Origin of the sequence: Krasilnikovia sp. M28-CT-15, from assembly GCF_047159595.1 — a bacterium.
Taxonomy (GTDB): domain Bacteria; phylum Actinomycetota; class Actinomycetes; order Mycobacteriales; family Micromonosporaceae; genus Actinoplanes.
Genome location: NZ_BAAGAK010000001.1, coordinates 7277090 through 7298099 on the forward strand (window position 1 = coordinate 7277090; position 21010 = coordinate 7298099).

A 21010-nucleotide genomic window follows, 5' to 3' on the forward strand; every position below is an offset into this window, starting at 1 on the left:
CGCTGCCGGAAGAACTGCGCGAACCAGAGCGGGAGACTTGATGTGTGGTTCGGTGTCGGCGATCAGCCTGGCGGACAGCGAACGGGAACTGTGGCCGATCGTACGCGAGCGACTTCGTAAACCCGGGCGCATGATGGCGTTGATGCGAGGCGTCGTCGGTGACACCGAGGTGGCAGCGGTGGTCGCGGTGGAGCCACGCGGAGCGGTGGAACCGCTAGCGATATTGACCACCACACAGGAGATCGCCGACGAGATCAGCCTCTGCGGTGATCCGGACCTGGACCGGTTGGCCGAGACCAGTGTTCAGGCTGCCAAGATCGGTGAGTATGACGCCGAAGTCCTTGTCGGCGCGGGACCGGACGGACGGCGACGGCCACTGGCCATCCTGGTCAACCCGTGGCTCGAGCAGCACCTGCTGGTGTTTGCCAGGACCCTGTGGCGCAGGTACTGATCGCAGAACTGCGGCGCCGGTGGACGTCGCGCAGCCACAAACGGCACCCGGTGGACGGCTGATCGACCGACCAAGCTGCCTGGTCCATGGTGCTTCGCTCCTCTAGCGCGAGCAGGGCAGCCGACAGCTGCTCGGCGCCGGCCACACCGCCGTTCATCCGTGCACCTCCCGCTCCTTGCCCTTTTTGTCTCGACGGCCGGAGCAGGGATGCGGCTTAACGTTCCATTGTCTACTGGCAGCAGGACCAAAGGTTGGAAACGGACACAACTCGCGACGGTGCGTCCGCCAGCATCAGGACCTGACCTTCAACCCCGCTCTGTACTACCGATGATCCGCAGATCATGACCCGTGAGCGCCCACTCCGGGATTGAACAGTCCGCCCCTCATTGGGCGGCCGCATCCGTCCCGGGCAGGAACGGTCGATGCCCCCGTTTACCCCCCGAAAACCCCCGCCAAGTATCGACTTTCAGTGACAAGCATCAACAAGTCGCGGTCTGCGTCTGCGCAGGTCAATGACCGGTTCCGGCAATCAACAACAAGCTTGGAAACGTGACGTTCCGTAAGAAGAGGCCGTCGGTTCAAATCCGGCCACCCCGACCAAGAGAAAGTGCAGGTCAGGGCCGGTTTCCGAACACGGGAGACCGGCCCTGACTGCTTCGCTGGACGGTTTGGGGCAGGTTTTGGGGCAAAGCCCCGCCGGGCGGTGGTCAGAGCGCCCGTAGGAGCCGGTCGAGCACGGCGACGGCGAGCCGGCGCGAGCGCCTTCCGTTCAGGCATCGATCGATGCTCGCAGCTCGGCAATGGCGGCGAGAAGTTCGTCGCGGTTGCTGGCCTGCTTCACCCAGCGCGGAAGTCGCGCCACTAACGTCATTCCGCCTCGTTCGTAGCCGCCCGCCCGTTCGCGTACCTTCGCCGCAACGTAATTGTGCAACAGATCTAGGTGTCGGCGGTTGAAGGCCCACAGCGTGTGCCCACCGCAGCACTCGGTCGTCAGCCAGAGCGGAACTCGGAAGAAGGGATCCACTGGTCCTGCCCAGCGAATGCCTTCGGGTCCTGCCGGCGACCACGAAGACGCGTATGCACAGGCCGCACAGGTTAGGCGGCGAGGACTCCATAGCGCAGATGTGTCTCCGCCGTCGATCCTTGCGCTCACGGCATGCCGCAGCGAGGGCATACGACGTGGATGTTTTCAGCGGCAAGGTCGTACAAGCTGATTCCCGGGTCGCGGAACCGTTCCGAACCGTCGCCCTGCCGCACGCTCCTCGGATCCACCACTGAAGACTATCCAGATGAGCTGTGGACCCCGACTGTTACGCATCATCCGAAGCCGGTGCGCAGCGCATCGAGCGGAGCCAGGTGTGTTCGGGTCAGGCCATTTCCGGTCAGGCCGATGGGTTCAAGTTTTCCGTGCGGCCTCAAGGGCGCTACGCGTCGCAAGCGACGGCCACAAGCGGCCGCTTTTGAGCGGCGGAGCCTCCGCTACTCTCTACGGTCACGAGTAGCGGTCGGGCCGACGGCCTGACCGCTGCGTACGCAGGCCGACGGGCCCGGGGCACCGGCTCGCGGCACGATGCCTTTCAAGCCAGGTTCGACGCGCAAATCCGCATTGCCGAGAAAGCCGACTCTCCCGGATGCCGCTCCGTGCCTGGTCAGCGTGCATGGGACTCCGGTGGCGGTCTCGCCCTCCGGAGGCGACAGCCCAAACCGCAGGCAGATACCGTCCGCGCGGGGTGGATTGGCTGAAGCGTGGAGGGTCTGAGGACGGACTCTGCCGCCTTTCAGCCCAGCGAGATCAGTAGGCCTGATACCACTCGTCGCCCTCGACTGTGAGAATCTGCCTCAGGTAGTCCGCCAGGTCGTCCGCGACCCTGTGCCGTTTGTCAGTCTCGTGCTCCCACACGACGATCCCGGCCCCGGGGTCACCCGGTACGAACGCGAACTGGTCGCCTCCGCCGTTGTCACCGAAGAACAGCAGGCCATCGAACGGCTGATACAGGTCGGCGAAGGACGGTTTCGTCCGGAACATAATGTTGTCGTCGGCGATTCGCTTCGCCGTCCACACGACGTCCCCTCCGAATTCATCGAGCATCCCGTCGGTCTCGAGCAGCAGGCTGCGCAGGTCAGCCGGAACCTGCTGGCCCAGCCGGCTCACGATCTCGTCGATCGCTGCGGCGCTCACCGGCGAAGTGAACTCGGCTTCCGGATGCGCGGCAGTTGCCAGTTCAGTCCACATTCACATCACCTGATCCGGGGGTTGAACCAGTCACCCAGTGCGTCGTCGACATAGGTTGCACAGCCTACGACTTGCTGCCCTTCTCACAACCCAGGCCGGGCCCGTCCTCCAAGGCGACGGTTGATGTCACAGGCGCCGACTATGGTGCCACCCATGACGAGCGCTGAGCCCGAACTTGCCCCGGCCGAACCCATCGCGACGCACTACCTGGACAACCTCGACGAGGTCATCGAGCACCTGCGCGCCGCCGACCTGCTCGGCTTCGGGATCCGGCTCTCCTCGTACCTGGAGCCGACCGAAGGGGAGAGCTACCAGGAACGGTGGGCGCTGGAGCTGCTGGCCGAATCGCCCGAACGCGCCGACGACGCGGCGGATGAGGACACAGCCGAGACTCCGCAACAACCTTCCTGAGGCGGCCGCCAGCCAGGCACGATGGTCCGGGCTCAGGGTCGGAGGATCGCGCGATCCAGACGTAACGCCCCCTGGGCCCATCCCGTGTTTGAGACGGGTCGCCGACCTTGGGCTCCCAGCGCCATCCCGACCGGCGAGAGGCCCTGGCCAGCGGGAACGCCGGCCAGGGCCTCTCATCTGTCTATGGGGATTTGAATCGGCCACCCGAAAACACCAGAACACGATCAGATTCGTCGCGTGGCTGTGCCACCCGGGCCGCGACGGTTGGACGATCTTCCAAGGTTCGCTGTTCGGCGCTGTGTGACGATGTCCGGGTGCACATGATTGGTTTCGTGGGCGGCGTTGACCATGGGCTGTGCCGGGCGGCGGCGTGAGCGGCGACGCAGCGGCAACGCGCACGACAGCGGAACGGGTCGCGGTGCTTGGGCGCACCGGGTTGACCGCTGCCGCCGATCCGGCCTTCGACCGTTTCGCCGTGATAGTACGGGATGCCTTGAAGGTTCCGGTTGGCTTGGTGGCCTTGGCGGAGTCGGACCGGCAGGTGTTCCCCGGAGCATGTGGGCTCGCCGAGCCCTGGCAACACCAGCGCCAGATCCCGCTGTCGCACTCGTTCTGTCAGCACGTGGCCGACAGCGCCACGCCACTGGTGATCGAGGACGCGCGGACCGACCCGCGGTTCGCCGGCAATCTCGCTGTCACCGAGCTGAACGTCGTGGCGTACGCGGGCATGCCGTTGACCGACGAAGCCGGGCTGGTGCTGGGCTCGCTGTGTGCGATCGACACCGTCCCGCGCCGGTGGACCGGCGACCAGCTCGCCCTGCTGGCGGATCTTGCGGCCGCGTGCTCGGACAGCCTGCGGCTACGGATCGCCGCCGGTACGGCGCGGCAGCGCGAGGTGGAAGGGCGGGCACGAATGGTGCGGTCCGGTGCCGCGTTCGACCGGAGTCAGTTGTTGCTGCGGGCCAGTGTCGCGCTGGCGAGCGCGGGCACCGCCGATGACGTGGTGACCGTAGTCCGAGAGCTGGTCACCGGCACGTTGAACCCCGCCTACGTCGGGGTGTCGTTGCTCGACCGGGGCGGCATGGTGCGCTTGCGGTCCGGCCTGGCGTTGCCCGCCCATGTCGCGCGCCGGTGGGAGCACTACATCGGCACGGTCGCCACCCCGTCGGCGCTGGCTGTGCGCGGCGGCGCTACGGTCCTGCTGCCCGATCTGGCGTCCGTGCGTGCGTCGGCGCCGGACGCGGTGGACACGTTCCTGGAGATGGGCTGGCAGTCGGCGGCCAGCGTGCCGCTACCCGGCCCCGGCGGGCCGGTCGGCGCGTTGACATTCGTGTGGAAGCAGCCGTACACGCTGGACGACGCCGAGCAGACGGTCCTGGCGGCGTTGGCCGGCTACGTCGCCCAGGCGTTGCAGCGCGCCGACTACCTGGCCTCGCAGCAAAAGGTGGCCACGGTGCTGCAACGAGCGCTACTCAGCGACCTGCCGGACGTGGCCCCGTTCGAGGTGGCCGCCCGCTACGAACCCGCCTCCCGCAGCGAGCAGGTCGGTGGGGACTGGTACGACGTGGTCCCCCTGGGCACCGAACACCTCGCGCTGATCATCGGGGACGTCACCGGTCACGACATGCGCGCCGCCGCGCTGATGGGACGGCTGCGCAGCAAGCTACGCCTGCTGCTGGTCGACCGGCATGAGGCACCCGCGGCGCTGCTGCGCCGCCTCGAGGCCGCCAACCGCGCCCTCGGCGACCGGATCACCGCGACCGCCGTACTGGCGTACCTGAGCCCGAACGCCAACGGACATGGTCACCAACTGCACTGGGCCAACGCCGGCCATCCCAGCCCGCTGCTGATCGACCGGGCGGGCACCACGGTGCTGACCAGCCGCGACCCGCTTTTGGGCGTGCCACGGCACCAGCCCCGCGCCAGCCACACCCGGCACCTGCCGCCCGGCTCCACCGTGCTGTTCTACACCGACGGCCTCATCGAAACCAGGACGCAATCGTTCGACGAACGGGAGCGACAGCTGCACATCGCGGCGGCCGACCTGCACGGCACTCCGCTGCCCAGTCTTCTCGACCGGCTCTACGCCACGTTCGCCAGTGACGACCACGAAGACGATGTTGCCCTGCTCGCCGTGCGCACCCCGCCTTTGTCCTGAGTACAACGGCACCGGCTCTCTCCGCCGGGCTACTGACGCGTGGGGGTCGTCGTGCGAGCCTTGCGCAGATCGAGGACCGCGCTCGAGTCTCCTGGACCACGGCTCCTGCCCGCAGCGGGCGTGGTCATCCCGCGCGGTCGGAGAAATGAGTTAGGAACCCGGCCTTCCAGCAGGCCGACACACCTCGTACCCAGGGAGACCCCGAGCCGAACGGACCGACCGTCCAAAAGGCTCCCCGCCGCGGAGGCGGATGTGACCTCCGGTAAACGGATGTGGTGGAGTTGGTCACTCGAACGTTTGTGCGGCGGTCAGCCCCGGGTGCGCGCGGGCGGTCTGGCTGGCGTGGTGGCCCAGTCGCATCATCAGGTACGGGTGGTCGAGGTCGGGTATCGCGCGTCGCAGGGTCTCGCGCGCGTCGGCGTGCTCGATCGGTGCGCTGAAGGGCAGGATGGACACGTTGAGCCCGGTGGCGACCAGCGAACCGGCGGACAGCGCCTCGCCGGCGTGCAGCCAGTCCAGGTCCTGATCCCGGAAACCGTGCAGCACCGCGAAGGTCGCGGCTCGGTCGTGTTCGCCGTGTGCGATGGGCATTCTCAGGTCGTCGAGGGCACCGACGATACGGTCGCTGCCGGCCCACAAGGCCAGCTCCGAATGCCACTGCGCATCGGCCGAGTCGGAGTTGTCGGCGCTGGCGGTCGCCACGGTGAGTCCGAGAATCTGGTCCGGGCGTAGCACCGCGAGATGGACGTGCTGAGCCTCGAAGGCCGTGCGGATGGTCTGCAGATGCCCAGCCTCGATCGGGCTGCCGGTGACCGGGCGCAGGTCGGTGTGACGCAGCTTGATGGCACGGGCCATGCTGGCGGTGTCCGGGCTTACCGGGGCGGCGCTGTCGATGTGCAGGCGCGCCAGGTGGGCCGGGTCGGCGGGGTCGGGCCGGCGAACCACGGTCACCCGCCAGCCCCGGGCGGCGAGGGTGAGGCGGGCGTGGTGCAGGGCGGCGCCGCAGCTGATCGTGGCGAGTCGCCGCTCAGGGTCGGCGTGCTCGGACATCGACCGGGGGCCGAGGAACAGGTCCAGCACACCGTCGCTGACCTGCCACCGCCACGGCTGTGCGTTGTGGGCCGAGGGTGCCCGTCCGGCCGCGACCACAGCCCGGTAGAAGGCCTCGTTCGCGAGGCGATGGCTGACCGGGCGCACCCTGCTGGGCGAGGCCGGTGCCGTCGGGCCGGCAAATGGCCCGCGAGGCGGCGCCTGACCTGGTTTCATCGGTCAACACCCTGCCGGTTCTGGCACTGGGCGCTGCGCCGGAACGGAACCGAGCCGGCCGCCGTCGGTTTCCCATGCGTCTTCAGGTGCGTTGTTGACGGCTGTTCGGTGGGCTGGTGCGGTGACCGCGAGGATGATGTTCTGGGCGTGGACGAGGTTGGTGGTGGTGGCGGCCAGGATCATCGCCGCGTCGGCGGTGCTGCTTGCAGTGTCGGGCGCTACGACGAGCAGATCGACGCGTTCGTTGCGGTCGCAGATCGCGGTCAGCAGGCCACGGGGTTGGCTGGTGAAGTAGCCCAGCCGGAGAACCCTGCCGTGCACGCTGAGGCGGCGGGGGTGGCTGTCCCACCCTCCGGCTGCCAGTACGAGCCGGGTGACCGGGCCGCGAATCTGGTCGATGGCCAGAACCAGGCCGGGTAGTTCGGCGACGGGATCGGTGCTGCGTGGCCACCAGGCGCCGTCGAGCAGGGTGCGTCGGGAGCCGGTGGGTTCCAGGCGTAGCCGCGGGACGGACGGTGGCGTCACCGCGACGATGGTCATGCGGGCGCCGGCGGTCGTGGCTTTCATGGTCGACTCCTTCCGCCCGCCGCCGATGTCAACCCCGATTGGGACCCGGCGGCAGGCTGGTGGGGGGTGTGGTGGTTCATTAGGTCGCCGAACCCCGGGGTGTCGGTCTAGCGGCGCTGGTCTAGTTCGCGGCGATGGCGGGACAGGCGGCGTAGCTGGGCGATCCGGACCGTGCCGACCACCATGGTCAGCATCGCCGCGCCGACGGCCGCGATCAGCAGCGCCAAGGCCAGCGGCAGGCTGCCGCTCATGCCCAGGAAGTTGACCTGCACGCTGCCGGTGTTCTGCAGCATGAAAATGATCAGCACCACGGCCAGCAGCGCGGCGGTGCAGAGGCCGAACCAGGCCGAGCCGGCGCGGGTGCGGGTGCCCCGATCCGTCGCCGGCGCCTCCAGCGCGATGGCCGCAACCTGCGGCGGTGGCGCAGCGGCAACGGATGCGTTGTGGGATTGGGACATGACGTCCCCCTTGCGGTGTGGCCGGCGTGGCGGGCACCTCAGGGTGGATGTCGTCGATCCCGGAATACCTCCAACCCTACGCCTGTTCGGCCGGACCGGCGTGCCCTGGCGGCCGGGAGTTCCCGAATCGAGAAACACACACGTGCGATCGAAGGCGCCTCGGCCGAAGCGCCGCTGCGCGCGACGATGATCGTCGAAGGGTGAGCTCGGCTGCCCCGCCAGCCTGGTGTTTGGGCAGCCCAGCAGCGGGTATTATGACAACGATCGCCCTGGACCCTGGCGGCCCTACTGTCCTCGGCACGCTGCTGGAGCGATCGTGACGGCCATCGACATCCCCACCCGCAGACCGGGTGATTCTTCCGGATCCGAGACCCGTGGAAGCGCATACTCTGTACTGTCCCGGCAGGTCAAGCAGGCCGGGCTCCTCGATCGGCGACCCGGCTACTACGCCGCGCAGATCTCTCTCGTCGTGGCCCTCGGGGCTGCCGGGTTGGCCGCTTTGCTGGTGATCGGTGATTCCTGGTGGCAGGTGCTCGTGGCCGGGTATTGCGCGGTTGTCTCCACGCAGCTGGGTTTTCTCGGCCACGACGCCGGGCACCGGCAGATCTTCCGGTCCGTGCGCGGTAACCATCGGCTCGGCGTGGTGCTCGCCAACCTCGGCGTCGGCTTCAGCTACGGCTGGTGGGTCGACAAGCACAACCGCCATCACGCGCACCCCAACGACGAGGACAAGGACCCGGACATCGGCGCGGGCGCGCTGATCTTCACCACCGGGCAGGCGCAGGCCAGCGGGCGCGTCGCCCGGGCTTTCTACCGCTACCAGGCGTGGATGTTCTTCCCCCTGTTGTTGCTGGAAGCGGTCAGCCTGCGGGTCGCCAGTGTGCGATACCTGCTCGCCGACCGGGACCGTTCCCGGAGGTACGAGGCGCTGCTGATCGCCCTGCACGTGGTGGCGTGCCTGGCGGTCGTCGTCGTGGTGCTTCCACCCGGCAAGGCACTGGCCTTCGTGGCGGTCCACGAGGCAGTGTTCGGGTTGTACCTGGGCTGCTGCTTCGCACCCAACCACAAGGGCATGCCCACGCTGAGCGCCGCCGACAACGCCGACTACCTGCGCCGGCAGGTCCTCACCTCGCGCAACGTACGGGGCCACTGGCTCACCGACTTCGCCCTTGGCGGCCTCAACTATCAGATCGAGCACCACCTGTTTCCGTCGATGCCGCGGGGCAATCTGCGCCGGGCCCAGCGACTGGTGAAGGACTTCTGCGCGAACCAGCACGTGCCATACCTCGAGACCGGACTGATCTCGTCGTACGCCCAGGCGCTGCGGCACCTGGACAACATCGGCAACGACCGCACCCGACGGTGACCCGCTGCAGAGTCCGGCGAGGTCGCTCGCCGAACAAATCCCCCTCCACACCCGTCAGGTGCGTGCCTCAGCGCGGCGTCAGACCGGGCAGACTGGGCAGGTCGGTGACGATCAGATGCGCGACCTCGGTGAGCCGCCGGTTGTTGCTCCGGGCGTAGGCGCGGATCCGGTTGAACGCCTCATCGACGGTGACGCCTTGTACCTGCGCGAGGGCACCCTTGGCCTGTTCGATGACGATCCGGCTGTTCAACGCTCCCTGCAGCTGTTCGGTCAGCGCTTCACTACGGCGGATCGCGCGTTCCTGCATCAGACCGATGGTCGCCACATCGGCGAGGGATTGCATGATCGGGACGTCCGAGTCGTCGAAGTCGCCGCCGGTGGTGTCGCCGAAGACGTTCAGCGCACCGATCACCTGGCTGCGTAGCCGCAAGGGGAACGCGTGCACCGACCGGAAGCCGGCCGCCGTGGCCCGGGGTGCGAACAGCGGCCAGCGGTGCGTCTCCGCCGCGAGGTCGACGTTGATGACCGACTGACCCGTGCGGAACGCTTCCAGGCACGGGCCTTGTTCGTTCTGCAACTGAAACAACTCGACCAGACGGACGTTCTCGTCGGACCCCGCAATGAATTCCAGCCGTCCGTGTTCGTCGGCCAGCATCAGCCCGGCCGCGGCCGCCCCGACGAGGCTGCTGGCCCGGTCGGTGAGCAGATGCAGGAAATCGAGCAGGTCGAACTCGTCGACCAGGGTGTCGGCGACCTCCACGAAGATCGCGCTCAACCGATCAGCCGAAACGGTGCCCATGCCCTGCCTCCCGATATCCCTGAACCGACCAGCCGATCACTCTTTTTCCCCATCCAGGCTCAGCCGCCGGTTGACCACATCGCGCGCAACATCCTCGAGGCGACGGTTCTCGGCATAGGCATACGCCCGCATCCGCGCCAGAGCCTCACCGAGGGACACCCCGAGCTGGATCATGACCATCCCCTGCGCCTGGAACAATTCGGCGCGGTGTCCGACATCAAGCACCGCAGTGCCATCGCGGGAATGCCCGTTCGCCTGCCGGTCTAGCAACGCTTCCACGGTGACCGCCGCGAACCCGAGGGCCGTGCGGAGCTCCTCGTCGGTCAACGGGCCGACCTTGTCCCGGAAGATGTCGATCACCCCGAGCCGGACAGCGCCGATCTGCAGCGGAAACGCGAAGACGGCGCGGACGCCGCCGTCCTGAGCAGCCGGGGCGTAGACCGGCCACTGGTACGTCGCGGCGGCGGACAGGTCGGCGGTGAGCACCGGCTGCCGGCCGGCAAACGCATCAATGCAAGGCCCCTCACCCAACACAAACTGGAGCTCCTCGATGCGCTCGCTCACCGGGTCCGACGCCGCGGAGACGCCGCGAATCCCATCGGTGGTCATCACGCTGATACCAGCCCCGCAGGCCGACAACGCCCCGGCGGCGGCGCGGCAAACCCGGTGCAGCAGGTCCAGGTGATCGGGCTGCCGATCGATGAGACCGCGGACCGCAGCCCGGTGCGCTTCCGCTGCACCGTGTTCGCCTGGGCCGTCGGCGAAGGTCATGAATTCGAACACCGCTGAGCCGGCTGGGTAGAACCGCACATCCGTACCGGCACGGCCCACCCCCTTCCCATCGCCTACACCAAGGGCCAGGGCAGCATGAGCCAATGACTTAAGCGCCACATTACCCCAGAAAGGGCGGAACAGATGACTGCGGCAACCGAGACCGGAAGCGGGGATCGACGGGCACAGGAGAGACGCGTACCGTCAACCATGCGGCCCGTGACGGGCCGCAGCCCCGGACCCCGGCGCGCTACCAGCCATGCCTGGGGTGGATATGCGGCAGTACAGGTCAGCCGACTGCACCGTCACAGTGAGCAGCCCGAGTTCTACGCGCATGGTAGAGATACGCGTCGTTGGCGACCTCGACCGCGACGCCGCGCCCATGCTGATCGAAGTCGCTGACTACGTCAGCGGTCTCGCCGTCCGGCAGGTCGTCGTGGAGCTGGGTCGCCTCGGCTTCGCCGGGTCGGCGCTGTCGAACTGGCTGGCCAGCATGCAAAACCAGTTACCCCGTCGATCGTCCCTGGCGGTACGCCACCCCCAGCCGTTCGTCGGCAGGGTCCTCGCCGTCACCGACCTGGCGCACCTCGTCGACGACGGCCGATCCAACTGACGAGCCGGCCCCGGCATCCGCCCGCCGGTCATGCCGTCACCCTGGGATACGGACCCCGGCAGCCCGGACGCGCCCGTACAGAATCGTCCCCAGCCGAGCGCTCGTCCGGACCTTTCCGTTTTGTCCGCCCCGGGGCGGGTACATCAGGAGCGTGCAACCCGTCGACAACCGCACGATCGCCCGGTACACGATGGTCGTCATCGGCCTCGTTCTCGCGACGGTGCTGCTGCTGTTGCTGGTCTACCAGACCCGCCAGGTACTGACCTGGATCGTCATCGCGGCGTTTTTCGCCGTCGCCCTGCACCCGGCGGTGAGCTGGGTGGAACGCCGCGCGCGCTGGTGTCGGCGCTGGCTCGCCACGCTGATCGTGTTCCTGCTCGCGTTCGCGTTCATCGGCGCGCTGATCACGGTCTTCGTCGTCCCACTGGCCCGCGAGGGCGCCCAGCTCGCCGCAGACCTGCCGAAACTGATCACGGACGTCCGGGCCGGGCGGGGACCGATCGGCGGGATGGCCCAGCGCTTCCACGTGCTGGACTACCTGCAAAGCCATTCAGAGCAGCTGCGCGGCTACGCCGCCGGCCTCGGTGCGCCCACCCTGGCGGTGCTGCGCAGCGCCGCGACCAGCGTGGCAGCCGCAGTCACGATCTTCGTCCTCGCGTACCTGATGGTGCTGGAGGCGCCCAAGGTCGTTGACGGGTTCGTCGGCCTGTTCACCCCGCAGCGGGCAGTGCGGATCCGCCGGGTCGGCGGCGACTGCGCCAAGACGGTGACCGGCTACCTCACCGGCAACCTGCTCATCAGCGTGATCTGCGGGCTGCTCACCTACGCCGTCCTGGCGATCCTCGGGGTGCCCTTCGCCGGGCTGATCGCCCTGTTCGTCGGGCTGGCAGACCTGATCCCGCTGGTCGGCGCGACGCTGGGGGCGCTGGTCGGCGTCGCCGCCGCGTTCACCCAGTCGGTGACCGCCGGGATCGTGGTCATCGTCTTCTTCGTGGTCTACCAGCAGGTGGAGAACCACCTGCTCCAGCCACTGATCTTCGCCCGGACAGTGAAACTCAACCCGCTGACCGTTCTGCTGGCCATCCTGATCGGAGTGAACCTGGCGGGCATCCTCGGCGCGCTGCTGGCCATCCCCGTCGCCGGCATCATCCAGATCATCGCCCGCGACATCCGCCGCGGCCCGCCCGAGGCGAACCTCGCCGCCGACGGGCTACACCCGCCGCTCCCGCATGTCGACGGCCCCGTCTCAGCGGATCACTCCGCGCCGCCGCCAGAGCACCCGACCAGCGATGACCAGCGGTCGTCCTCGACACCTGTAGATCCATAAACTGGGGCTGATCGCGGCCGATGAGAGTGCTGTGAACCAGCTTGGGGCAGGCGGGGCGGACAGCAGCGCGGCCGGCGCCGAGCTGCTGTCAGCTGCCCTGCTCGCGCTGGAGGACCAAGTCATCCTCGATGCCGCCGCGGGGTTCTCCGCCGCGGTTCGACTCGAGCGGCAGGCTGATGCTCTGGGCGACGAGGCCCTGCTCATGCGGGCCCGCCTGTGCTGGATCGACATGCGCAGGCGCACCGGCGACGTGCCGGGAGCTGCCCGGCAGATCAAGAGCATCCACGCCTGGGCGCGCAAGCACGGCGACCGCCGGTTGCAGGCGCGAGCCCACCTCGTGTGGGCAGGCATCGAACGGCTGTCCGGCAACCCGGCCAACTTCCTGAGGCACGCGCGCAGCGCTGTGGAGTTGCTCGATGAGACAGCCACGGCGCACATGCGGATCTGGCACCGTCTCAGGCTCGCCGATGCACTGGCCGAAAACGGCGACCTGGACGCGGCCCGGCCGCGGTACCGCGAGGCCGAGGAAGTGGCCCGCGAGCTACATCAGTGGGAGCGCCTCACCGTGGTGCTCAACAACTGGGCCTATGCCGAATACGAGGCTGGCGACTACCCGCAAGCCGGGGAGGTCGCGCGGCGCATGCGGGACCACGCCGTCGCGCGCGGCTACCACTTTGACGCCGATGCGCTGGAAACGATCGGGGCGATCCAGGTCGCCAACGGCGAGTACGCCGAGGCGGAGCAAACGATGCAGGTATGCATCGCCCGCTACAACCGCGTAGGGGCCAACGACGCCGACGAACTGGCCGAGTACCTGCTCACCCTCGCCCGTGCCCAGCGTGGGCTCGGCGCAACCGACCGGGCCCTGGCGAGCCTGGACGCCGCCCGCCTGCAGTGCACCGAGCGTGGCCTGCGTGAAATTCTCGTCCGCGTGTTGCAGGAGAGGGCCGAGCTGCACGCTGCCCGAGGTGAGCACACCGAGGCGCGTGCGGCCACCCAGGCCGTCATCGCAGCCCGGGATAGCGTGACCTCCCCGCCGCGACAAACCATGCGCTTCATCCTGCACGCGATTTCCCAGACCCGCCGAGTCCTGCCAGGAGGACAGAGGCCGTAACCGGCTCGCCGCCATTCTGCCCATCACCACCGCGGCAACGTCACCGACGGCAGAACGGTCGAACGCTGAAGGCGCCGTAGCCTGTATGGGTGCCCTCAGCCAAGTCGCTCCTGCTGCTCATTGGCGCGGCGCTGATTGCCGTCGTGGGTGGGCTGTTGGGGTCGCCCTGGGCGACTGGTGTCGGCGTCGTGTTCGCGCTTGGTGTTCTTGGTGTCTTTCCGCCGGTGACGGCATCCGCTGTGCCTCGGGTGACACGCTGGCTGCTGTGGGGTGGCCTGCTCCTCCTCGCCGCTGCGGTCGTCGTGAAGGTGGGGGGATGGTGGAACTCACCGTTCCGAGACGGCTCCCTGACTGAGGGCGAACTAGTCACGCTGCTGGGTGACCGGGCCCGGCAACGGACGCAGTTCGTGCGAGCGCTGGCCGTGTTGGGCTTCCAGGTCCTGGCTTGTGGCTGCTTCGGCGTTGCCGTCGCATTGGTGCCTCGGGACCGGTTGCGCGGCCAGAAGGTCGGCCCACTCGTCATTGTCGGCGCCACGGCGCTGGCGGCGGCGACCTTACGGGCGGCGGACAGCGCTTGGCGCAGCGTGCCGGATCCGCCACCGGACAGCCATACCTTCACGATGACGGGCGTGCTCGTCCGGATCGATACGGGGCCCGACATCGAGTCAGCCGTCGCTGTGGGGGCGTTACTGCTCGGCGCCGCACTGATCGTGCTGACCTGCGCGCGGCTCAGCATGGTCGACGACGTTCCGCCCTGATGCCACGGCTCAGCCCTGCCGGGCGGGTGCAAGAGATCGCTGCGGCAGACGGTCACCGACACGAACTCCACTTGGAGGTCAGAACTCGTGATCCAAGCGTCGAGCGGCACCGCGACCGCCACCTTCCTCGCCGCCACGGCACTCGTCGTGACGGCATGCGACGGCGGCAGGCCCGCCGGTTCACCTCCGGCACCGGCGACGTCACCGGCATCACCCACCACGTCAGCTGCCGGCGGCGCCGACGCTGCCTTGAAGCAGGCGTTCAGCACCAGGGAGGCGCTCGGCAGTGGCGCAGGCCAGCTGGAACCCCACGTGGGCAACTCACTGGCCACCACACCCAAGAGCGTGCTGAGTGTGACGTTCGCGTTCGTCTGCACGGGTGGCGCCGCGGTGACGCTGCAGGTGGGCACCGTCGCCAGCGCCGCTTCTTCGACCAAGGCGACGCAGAAGTGTGACGGGTCGATCCTGCAACGGAGCGTCGAACTTCCCAAACCGGGCGCCGTCACGTTCGAGGGCGATGTCACGGGCACGCAGCCGGGCGGCTTCGCCTACGGGTACTACGTCGAGAAGAAACGACTGTCGTAGCGACGATCCTTGGACGCTTCTTGGTGGTTCCTTAACCGTGCGCTGTCCGTCTCCTGGCGTGGGTCTCTCTAGCGTTCTTGTCGTTCACCGCGGACCTCCGGCGGCCGGTGTCGGCTCGATGCGGCTGTTTCACGGTGGATACCGCTCGTAACCATCCACTGTGGGGAGACGTACTCGTGAAGCTCAAGCTCATCGTCCCGGCCGGCCTCCTGGTGCTGGCCGGCTTGTCGGCGTGCTCCGGCCCCGCCGGTCCGGCCGCCGGCAATCAGCAGCAGGCGCCGGCCGCCGCCGACCAGACTCAAGCGCAGTCGTCCGGGCAGCAGAGCGGCGACGAGGCGGGAGAGAAGAAGGAAAAGGAGGAGCCGCTGACCGGTGAGGTGAAGGAGAAGGCCGAAGCGGCGGCGGTGAAGAAGTTCCCGGGCACCGTGAAGAGGTCCGAGCACGACACCGAGAAGCCGGGCCTGTACGCGGTAGAGGTGGAGCAGGACGGCGGCAAGAGCATCGAGGTGTACCTCGACAAGGACTTCAAGGTCGTCGACACCAAGACCGAGGACGGCGACACGGACGGCGACTGAAGACACCACTGGCCGGAACCGGTGTCGCCGTGGCCCGGTGAGCCGCGCAGCGTCGGTATCCGTACCGCTACCGGGCGGCCGTGAAGGGTGGAACAGATGCTGACGAATCAGGCGCAGATGCGCGTTCTGCTGGTGGAGGACGACGCGCGCATCGCGGTCCCGCTGACCGAGGGGCTCGGCCGGTACGGGTTCACCATCGTGCACGTCGACACCGGCGCGGCTGCGTTGGCGGCGGCTCCGGCGGACCTGGTGCTGCTGGACCTCGGCTTGCCGGACATGGACGGTATCGACGTGTGCCGGCACCTGCGTGCCAGCTCAGCGGTCCCGATCATCATGCTGACCGCTCGTGACAGCGAATCCGACCGGGTCGTGGGCCTGGAGCTGGGCGCGGACGACTACCTGCCCAAACCGTTCAGTCTGCGGGAACTCGTGGCGCGCATCCGGGCTGTGGTCCGCCGCACCCAGGCACCGCCCGTACCGGCGGTGACCGCCGCCAGCCGCACCGCCGCCTCGACGGCTGCGGCCGCTGTCGAGGCGACGGTGCAGCAGCTCGGTGACGTACGCATCGACCGGCGCACCCGCCAGGTCCATGTGGGGGCCGACCTGGTCGCGCTGGCGCCCAAGGAGTTCGATCTGCTCGCGTTGCTGGCCGAGGACCCCGGGGCGGTGTACTCGCGGCAGCAGCTGATCGACGGGGTGTGGGACCTGCATTTCTTCGGCCCCACCAAGACCCTGGACGTGCACGTCTCGGCGCTGCGGCGCAAGCTCGGCAACCCGGCATTGATCGAGACCGTCCGCCGGGTCGGGTTCCGCCTCACGGTCGGCACGGAGGTGCGCGCATGACCCGGCGGCTGCTGTTCAGCTACCTCTCGTTGACACTGCTGGTCCTGCTCGCCCTGGAGGTCCCCCTCGGGATGGTCTATGCCCGCGGGGAGACCGGCCGGTTCCTGGCCGCCGTCGAGCGCGACGCGGTCGTGCTCGCCGAGCGCGCCGAGGAAGCCATCGAGGAAGGCGACACCGCGATCGTTCCGCGCCTGCTCGCCGAATACGTCGGCACCGGCACCTCGCAGGTCACGGTTGTCGATCCGCAGGGTGGCGTCCTGTCCCGTACCGGCTGGGACGGTGCGGACAGTGTTGCCGGGGATGCCGACATCGCCGCCGCTCTGCGCAGCCAGCGCCGCACCAGCGGGCTGCGGAACGACCCGGCCGGAGTGAGCTGGCTGTCGGTGACCGTGCCGGCCACCTCCGGTGAGAAGGTGCGCGGCGCGCTGCGCATCAGCTATCCCACCACCGCCGTCGACCGGCAGGTCACCCGCATGTGGTGGATCCTGTTCGGCGCCGGGGTGGCCGTACTCGCGCTGGCCGCCGCCGTCGCGGTCGGACTGGCCGGGTGGATCACCCGGCCCGTGCGGGAACTCGAACAGGCCACCACACGGCTGGCCTCCGGCAGCCTGACGAGCCCGCCCCCGGCGGACCTCGGGCCGCCGGAGCTGCGGCGCCTGGCGGCCACCTTCACCACCACGGCGGAGCGGCTGCAACAGCTCCTGCAGGCGCAGCGGTCGTTCGCCGCAGACGCCTCGCACCAGCTCAAGACCCCTCTGACCGCCTTGCGGCTGCGGCTGGAGAACCTGCACCACCGCGTCGATCCGGACGACCAGGCCAGCCTGGACGAGGCCATCGACGAAACCGACCGGCTCACCCGCATGGTGCACGGCCTGCTCGCCCTGGCCCGCCTGGACACCGCCGGCGAGACCACCCTGGTCGACGCCGATGCGGTCATCGCCGACCGGGCCGGGAGCTGGGCACCCTTCGCCGCCGAGCACCACGTCACCCTGGCCGTCACCGGCCAGCCGATCGGCGAGGTCCATGCCGTCCCGGATTCGCTGGAACAGGTACTGGACAACCTGCTCGCCAACGCGCTGCGCGTCGCGCCGGCCGACAGCACGCTGACGATCCATCGCGAGCCGCAGACCGACGGGGACGCCGCCATCCACGTCATCGACCAGGGTCCCGGCTTGAGCGCCACCGACCGGCTGCGCGCCTTCGACCGGTTCTGGCGCGCCCCCGGCGCGGCCGACGACGGCTCCGGTCTGGGGCTGGCGATCGTGCAGCGACTCGTGCACGCCAGCGGCGGACACATCAGCCTCGACCAAGCCCCCGGCACCGGCATCGACGCCATCGTCCGGCTGACCCGCCCCGTCGCTACGGCCAGCCGGCCCGCCCGCTACCCGCGCTCGCGTATCGCCCGCCACTCCACATCGTCCTCACCTGCGTCGGCGTTGCCGGACAGCCGCACGTGGAGCAGCGCATAACGCCCATTGCACAGAAATCGGGCGATGCGGATTCAAGAGCCTCAGGTTCGCAAGTCCGTTCCTGACAACGCATATCAGCGCCGATTTCCGGGGCTGGGACACCGACCTCAGCTTGACCACAGGAAAACCACAGGCCGCTTCATACGCTCGGCCGGTCCTAGGAGTTGCGTCACGGTACGGCGCAGACCTGGACGGATTGTCAGCTGTATCCGGGGGAAGGCGGTGGCGGCATTGCCGCCGCCGCCTTTCGTAGTTCGTTGAAAGGGAACCCGCCCATGCCTCAACCCGATGGTGCACCGCCGAGCGGTACGACATCCGATAAGCATGCCGTCCTGACTCCTGGTCGCACGGCCCGGCTCACTGTCGCGGCGGTGCTGGCCGCCACGGCCGGCCTCGCTGCCGTTTCCAGCAGCGCGGTCGCGGCGGCCGGGGTGCCGGTGTTCCCCGACAACCTGGTCGTCTTCCCGGACCGGGACTTCATCACGGTCGAGGGCTACCAGGACCACATCGGCGAGACCGCGGTCATCGAGGTCACCCGGCCCGGCGTGGGCATCATCGGCTCGGCCGCCGGCGTCGTCGAAGAGGGTGACGTCGCGTTCGAGATCAACCACCCCGGTGGCTACTGCTGGGGCGCGGGTACCGGGCTGAAGGTCACCCCGGACATCCAGCCCGGGGACGTCGCGTCGATCCGCTTCGGCGACGCCCCCGTCGCACGGACCATCGCAGGGGACGCGTTCGTCAACGGCGACGCGGTTCAGGACGGCCGCACGGTGACCGTGACCGGGCACATCGGCGCCAGCGTCGACCAGGCCAACACCGAGCAGCGCATCGTCGAGCCGGCGCTGACCGACACCGCCGTGGCCCGCCGTGACGTCCGGGCCCTGCCCGGCCCGCTGACGCGGGCGCCGCGGGGCGGTTACAGCTCCGGCATGACGTTCAGTGGTGACACGTTCACCGCGACGTACATCTTCGACGACCCGGCTGTCGCCAAGATCGCCGCCAACGCCGGTCTCGGCGAGCGCCTGCTGTCCTGGGAGCTGACCGACGCCGACGCCAACCGGCAGGGCCTCACCATCGCCGAGTTCGGCGAGGGGGGCGGCCCCGGCATGGGCGGCTGCCCCAACGGGCCGCTGCAGTCCGGCCCGCCCGGCCCGACCGACGTCACCGCGGTGAAGGTGGCCGGCGGCGTCAAGCTCAGCTGGACCCCGGCCGTCGCACTCCCGGGCACGCCCGCCATCACGGGCTACCGGGCGACAGCGGTCGCGCGGACCACGACCGGCGGTGAGCAGGTGGAGATCGGCCGGCGGATCAGCGGGCAGGCCGCCAAGGGCACCACGATCACCGGGCTGTCGGACACCGAGGCGTACGACATCGAGGTGGTCGCGGTGAGCAGCGTGGGACTGACGTTCCCGCCGGTCGTCGCGCAGCCGCAGACCGACGTGACGCCGCCTACGGTGACCGCGTCGCTGACGACCGGTAGCTACCCCACGGCCCGGCAGGTGACGCTGAGCGCCAACGAGTCCGGCTCGGAGATCTACTACACGACCGACGGCACCGACCCGATCGTGGCCGACGTCCTCTCCCCCGACGCGGTCCTCTACACCGGCCCGATCACCGTCGCGGAGACCAAGACGCTGAAGTTCGTCGCGTTCGACCTGGCGGGCAACGTCTCGGCGATCGGCGAGCGGACGTACACCATCACGAACACGCCGACCCCGGACGCGCCCACCTTCGGCACGACTTCCGTCGGCAACGGGCAGGTGACCGTGTCCTGGTCCGCCGGCGACCCGTCGATCACCGGCTTCGGCGTCCAGGTGCTGGACTCCGACGGCAACGCGGTCGGCGGCCTGCGGGAGACCACAGAGACGTCGCTGACCATCACCGGGCTCACGCCGGAGACGCCGTACTTCTTCACTGTGCAGGCGAAGAACGCCAATGGGTACGGCTCGCCGTCGGATCGGCTGGGCCCGCTGACGCCGCAGGGCGCGGTCGTGGCGAACGCCGGTCCCGACCGTACGGCCGTGGCCCGCAACACCACGGTCACGCTGTCCGGCGCGGGTTCCACCACGGTGGGCGCCACGTACGCGTGGACCCAGCTCGCCACCGGAACGTCCAACCCGATCGCGGCCGGCGATGCGGACCGGGTCACGCTGACCAACGCGAACACGCTGAGCCCGCGTTTCACGATGCCGCTCTACAAGTTCCCGATGACCAACAAGGGGCTGACGTTCCGGCTCACCGTCACCACCGCGAACGGCTCGAAGAGCGATGACGTGCTCATCACGCCGACGGTCGACCGGGTCACCATCGGCACCGCGAGGTGGAAGGCCCAGGACTTCAGGGTCACGGGCACCGGGTCGTTCGTCGGCGCCACTCTGCTGATCCACTCCGGCTCGCTGTCCGGAACGGTACTGGGCACCATCACCGTCACGGCCGCGGGTGACTACGACCTGCGGCTGCGTGACGGGCTGGCACCCACCAGCCGGCCCGGCGTCATCTACATCGAGTCGAACCAGGGCGGTGTCACCGGACCGTTCACCGTCTCCTGACCGCAGGATCGCACACCGGCTCCCGGGAGGCTCGCCTCAGTGGCGGGTCTCCCGGGAGTGCAGGTCACCGCTGGATCGAAATGTCGCCAGACGGCTGGGTCGCGGATCGGACCGCGTCCGCGGGGATGTGTACGGCGGGGCCTGGTAGCGGGCGTGTCGTGCGTGACGGCCGAGACGACCGGTCGGTCATCCGCACCAGGGGCCGCCGCGGGCGCTGCCTGCCGGCACGGCCGTGGGCGAGATGGTCCCGGGCCGGATTTGCCCTATGGCCCGAATGCCGAGTCTAGAGTCCGTGATTATGACAACGATTGTGTTGCGCGTTCGTCTTATGGACGGCGATCGCATGGATGTCAGGTACGAGGGCGCCGAGGCGGACACCGAAGAGGAGATCATTGATCATGTGATCTCGACGGTGGCTCAGGACGCCGGTGTGCTGCGTTGCAGCCACGGCGACCGCCTTGTCGTGCTGTACGGCCGGGGCGTTGCCGCCCTTGAAGTGGCACCACGTGGTGCGGTCTTGTGATCCGGATCCTCATCGGATGTCAGCCCGGGCGCGGACCCGAGCCCGGACTGGAGACTCGCGCGCTCCGGCGGTGAGGACCCGGCCCAGGGGCGGCCATGCTTCCTCGGGTGAGTGGTCGGCGGCTGCTCGGGGGCTGGTGTGCTGACCTCGCGGAGGGTGTGCCGGACGCTCCTC

At 68.9% G+C, this 21010-nt stretch carries 21 protein-coding genes; 14 read left to right on the top strand and 7 right to left on the bottom strand.

Annotated elements, in window-relative coordinates; all coding sequences use genetic code 11:
• Positions 1-52: 52 nt before the first annotated feature.
• A complete protein-coding gene (locus ACMCNO_RS33420) occupies positions 53-451 on the top strand; it encodes a hypothetical protein (RefSeq protein WP_412753386.1) in 399 nt (132 codons plus the stop codon).
• A gap of 769 nt (positions 452-1220) precedes the next feature.
• Here the strand turns inward: ACMCNO_RS33420 and ACMCNO_RS33425 are convergent.
• Both ACMCNO_RS33425 and ACMCNO_RS33430 read right to left on the bottom strand, forming a co-directional pair.
• The gene (locus ACMCNO_RS33425) at positions 1221-1475 is read right to left on the bottom strand and encodes a hypothetical protein (RefSeq protein WP_412753387.1); all 255 of its coding nucleotides are present in this window, start codon (positions 1473-1475) and stop codon (positions 1221-1223) included.
• A gap of 768 nt (positions 1476-2243) precedes the next feature.
• Entirely contained in the window at positions 2244-2684 is a 441-nt protein-coding gene (locus tag ACMCNO_RS33430; RefSeq protein ID WP_412753388.1) for an SMI1/KNR4 family protein, read from the bottom strand.
• Between the two features lie 153 nt (positions 2685-2837).
• Between ACMCNO_RS33430 and ACMCNO_RS33435 the strand changes: the two genes are divergently transcribed.
• Positions 2838-3095, top strand: a complete 258-nt coding sequence (locus ACMCNO_RS33435) for a hypothetical protein (protein ID WP_412753389.1) — start codon at positions 2838-2840, stop codon at positions 3093-3095.
• Between the two features lie 418 nt (positions 3096-3513).
• Positions 3514-5253 carry a SpoIIE family protein phosphatase gene (locus tag ACMCNO_RS33440; RefSeq protein WP_412753906.1) on the top strand — a complete coding sequence of 580 codons (1740 nt, stop codon included), beginning with the start codon at positions 3514-3516 and terminating at the stop codon, positions 5251-5253.
• 285 nt (positions 5254-5538) lie between these two features.
• Here the strand turns inward: ACMCNO_RS33440 and ACMCNO_RS33445 are convergent, their stop codons facing one another.
• The 3 genes from ACMCNO_RS33445 to ACMCNO_RS33455 all read right to left on the bottom strand — a co-directional run bounded on the left by ACMCNO_RS33445 (position 5539) and on the right by ACMCNO_RS33455 (position 7544).
• On the bottom strand, positions 5539-6519 hold the full coding sequence (locus ACMCNO_RS33445; protein WP_412753390.1) for a nitroreductase: 981 nt from the start codon (positions 6517-6519) through the stop codon (positions 5539-5541).
• Between the two features lie 3 nt (positions 6520-6522).
• Positions 6523-7086 carry a DUF5994 family protein gene (locus ACMCNO_RS33450; RefSeq protein WP_412753391.1) on the bottom strand — a complete coding sequence of 188 codons (564 nt, stop codon included), beginning with the start codon at positions 7084-7086 and terminating at the stop codon, positions 6523-6525.
• A gap of 107 nt (positions 7087-7193) precedes the next feature.
• Entirely contained in the window at positions 7194-7544 is a 351-nt protein-coding gene (locus ACMCNO_RS33455; RefSeq protein ID WP_412753392.1) for a lipopolysaccharide assembly LapA domain-containing protein, read from the bottom strand.
• A gap of 316 nt (positions 7545-7860) precedes the next feature.
• On the opposite strand from ACMCNO_RS33455, the gene ACMCNO_RS33460 reads away from it, so the two are divergent.
• Positions 7861-8910, top strand: coding sequence for an acyl-CoA desaturase (locus ACMCNO_RS33460; RefSeq protein ID WP_412753393.1), 1050 nt, complete (start codon positions 7861-7863; stop codon positions 8908-8910).
• A 67-nt stretch (positions 8911-8977) separates the two neighbouring features.
• Here ACMCNO_RS33460 and ACMCNO_RS33465 read toward each other — a convergent pair whose 3' ends face one another.
• Complete coding sequence (locus tag ACMCNO_RS33465; RefSeq protein ID WP_412753394.1) at positions 8978-9709, bottom strand: GAF domain-containing protein; 732 nt, start codon at positions 9707-9709, stop codon at positions 8978-8980.
• Between the two features lie 36 nt (positions 9710-9745).
• Positions 9746-10480, bottom strand: a complete 735-nt coding sequence (locus ACMCNO_RS33470) for a GAF and ANTAR domain-containing protein (protein WP_412753395.1) — start codon at positions 10478-10480, stop codon at positions 9746-9748.
• 334 nt (positions 10481-10814) lie between these two features.
• On the opposite strand from ACMCNO_RS33470, the gene ACMCNO_RS33475 reads away from it, so the two are divergent.
• The 10 genes from ACMCNO_RS33475 to ACMCNO_RS33520 all read left to right on the top strand — a co-directional run bounded on the left by ACMCNO_RS33475 (position 10815) and on the right by ACMCNO_RS33520 (position 20836).
• Positions 10815-11093: an STAS domain-containing protein gene (locus tag ACMCNO_RS33475; RefSeq protein ID WP_412753396.1), complete on the top strand. Its 279-nt coding sequence runs from the start codon at positions 10815-10817 to the stop codon at positions 11091-11093.
• 151 nt (positions 11094-11244) lie between these two features.
• Entirely contained in the window at positions 11245-12420 is a 1176-nt protein-coding gene (locus ACMCNO_RS33480) for an AI-2E family transporter (RefSeq protein ID WP_412753397.1), read from the top strand.
• A 31-nt stretch (positions 12421-12451) separates the two neighbouring features.
• On the top strand, positions 12452-13534 hold the full coding sequence (locus tag ACMCNO_RS33485; RefSeq protein ID WP_412753398.1) for a hypothetical protein: 1083 nt from the start codon (positions 12452-12454) through the stop codon (positions 13532-13534).
• A gap of 89 nt (positions 13535-13623) precedes the next feature.
• The gene (locus ACMCNO_RS33490) at positions 13624-14292 is read left to right on the top strand and encodes a hypothetical protein (protein ID WP_412753399.1); all 669 of its coding nucleotides are present in this window, start codon (positions 13624-13626) and stop codon (positions 14290-14292) included.
• A gap of 87 nt (positions 14293-14379) precedes the next feature.
• Positions 14380-14877, top strand: a complete 498-nt coding sequence (locus tag ACMCNO_RS33495; RefSeq protein WP_412753400.1) for a hypothetical protein — start codon at positions 14380-14382, stop codon at positions 14875-14877.
• Positions 14878-15053: 176 nt separating this feature from the next.
• Positions 15054-15452 (top strand): PepSY domain-containing protein, encoded by a 399-nt coding sequence (locus ACMCNO_RS33500; RefSeq protein ID WP_412753401.1) that lies wholly within the window; start codon positions 15054-15056, stop codon positions 15450-15452.
• Positions 15453-15548: 96 nt separating this feature from the next.
• Positions 15549-16295, top strand: a complete 747-nt coding sequence (locus ACMCNO_RS33505; RefSeq protein WP_412753402.1) for a response regulator transcription factor — start codon at positions 15549-15551, stop codon at positions 16293-16295.
• Complete coding sequence (locus ACMCNO_RS33510; protein WP_412753403.1) at positions 16292-17764, top strand: sensor histidine kinase; 1473 nt, start codon at positions 16292-16294, stop codon at positions 17762-17764. The genes ACMCNO_RS33505 and ACMCNO_RS33510 overlap by 4 nt, the downstream gene beginning before the upstream one ends.
• 371 nt (positions 17765-18135) lie before the next feature.
• Positions 18136-20313, top strand: a complete 2178-nt coding sequence (locus ACMCNO_RS33515) for a fibronectin type III domain-containing protein (RefSeq protein WP_412753404.1) — start codon at positions 18136-18138, stop codon at positions 20311-20313.
• Between the two features lie 298 nt (positions 20314-20611).
• Entirely contained in the window at positions 20612-20836 is a 225-nt protein-coding gene (locus ACMCNO_RS33520; RefSeq protein WP_412753405.1) for a hypothetical protein, read from the top strand.
• The last annotated feature ends 174 nt before the right edge of the window (positions 20837-21010 follow it).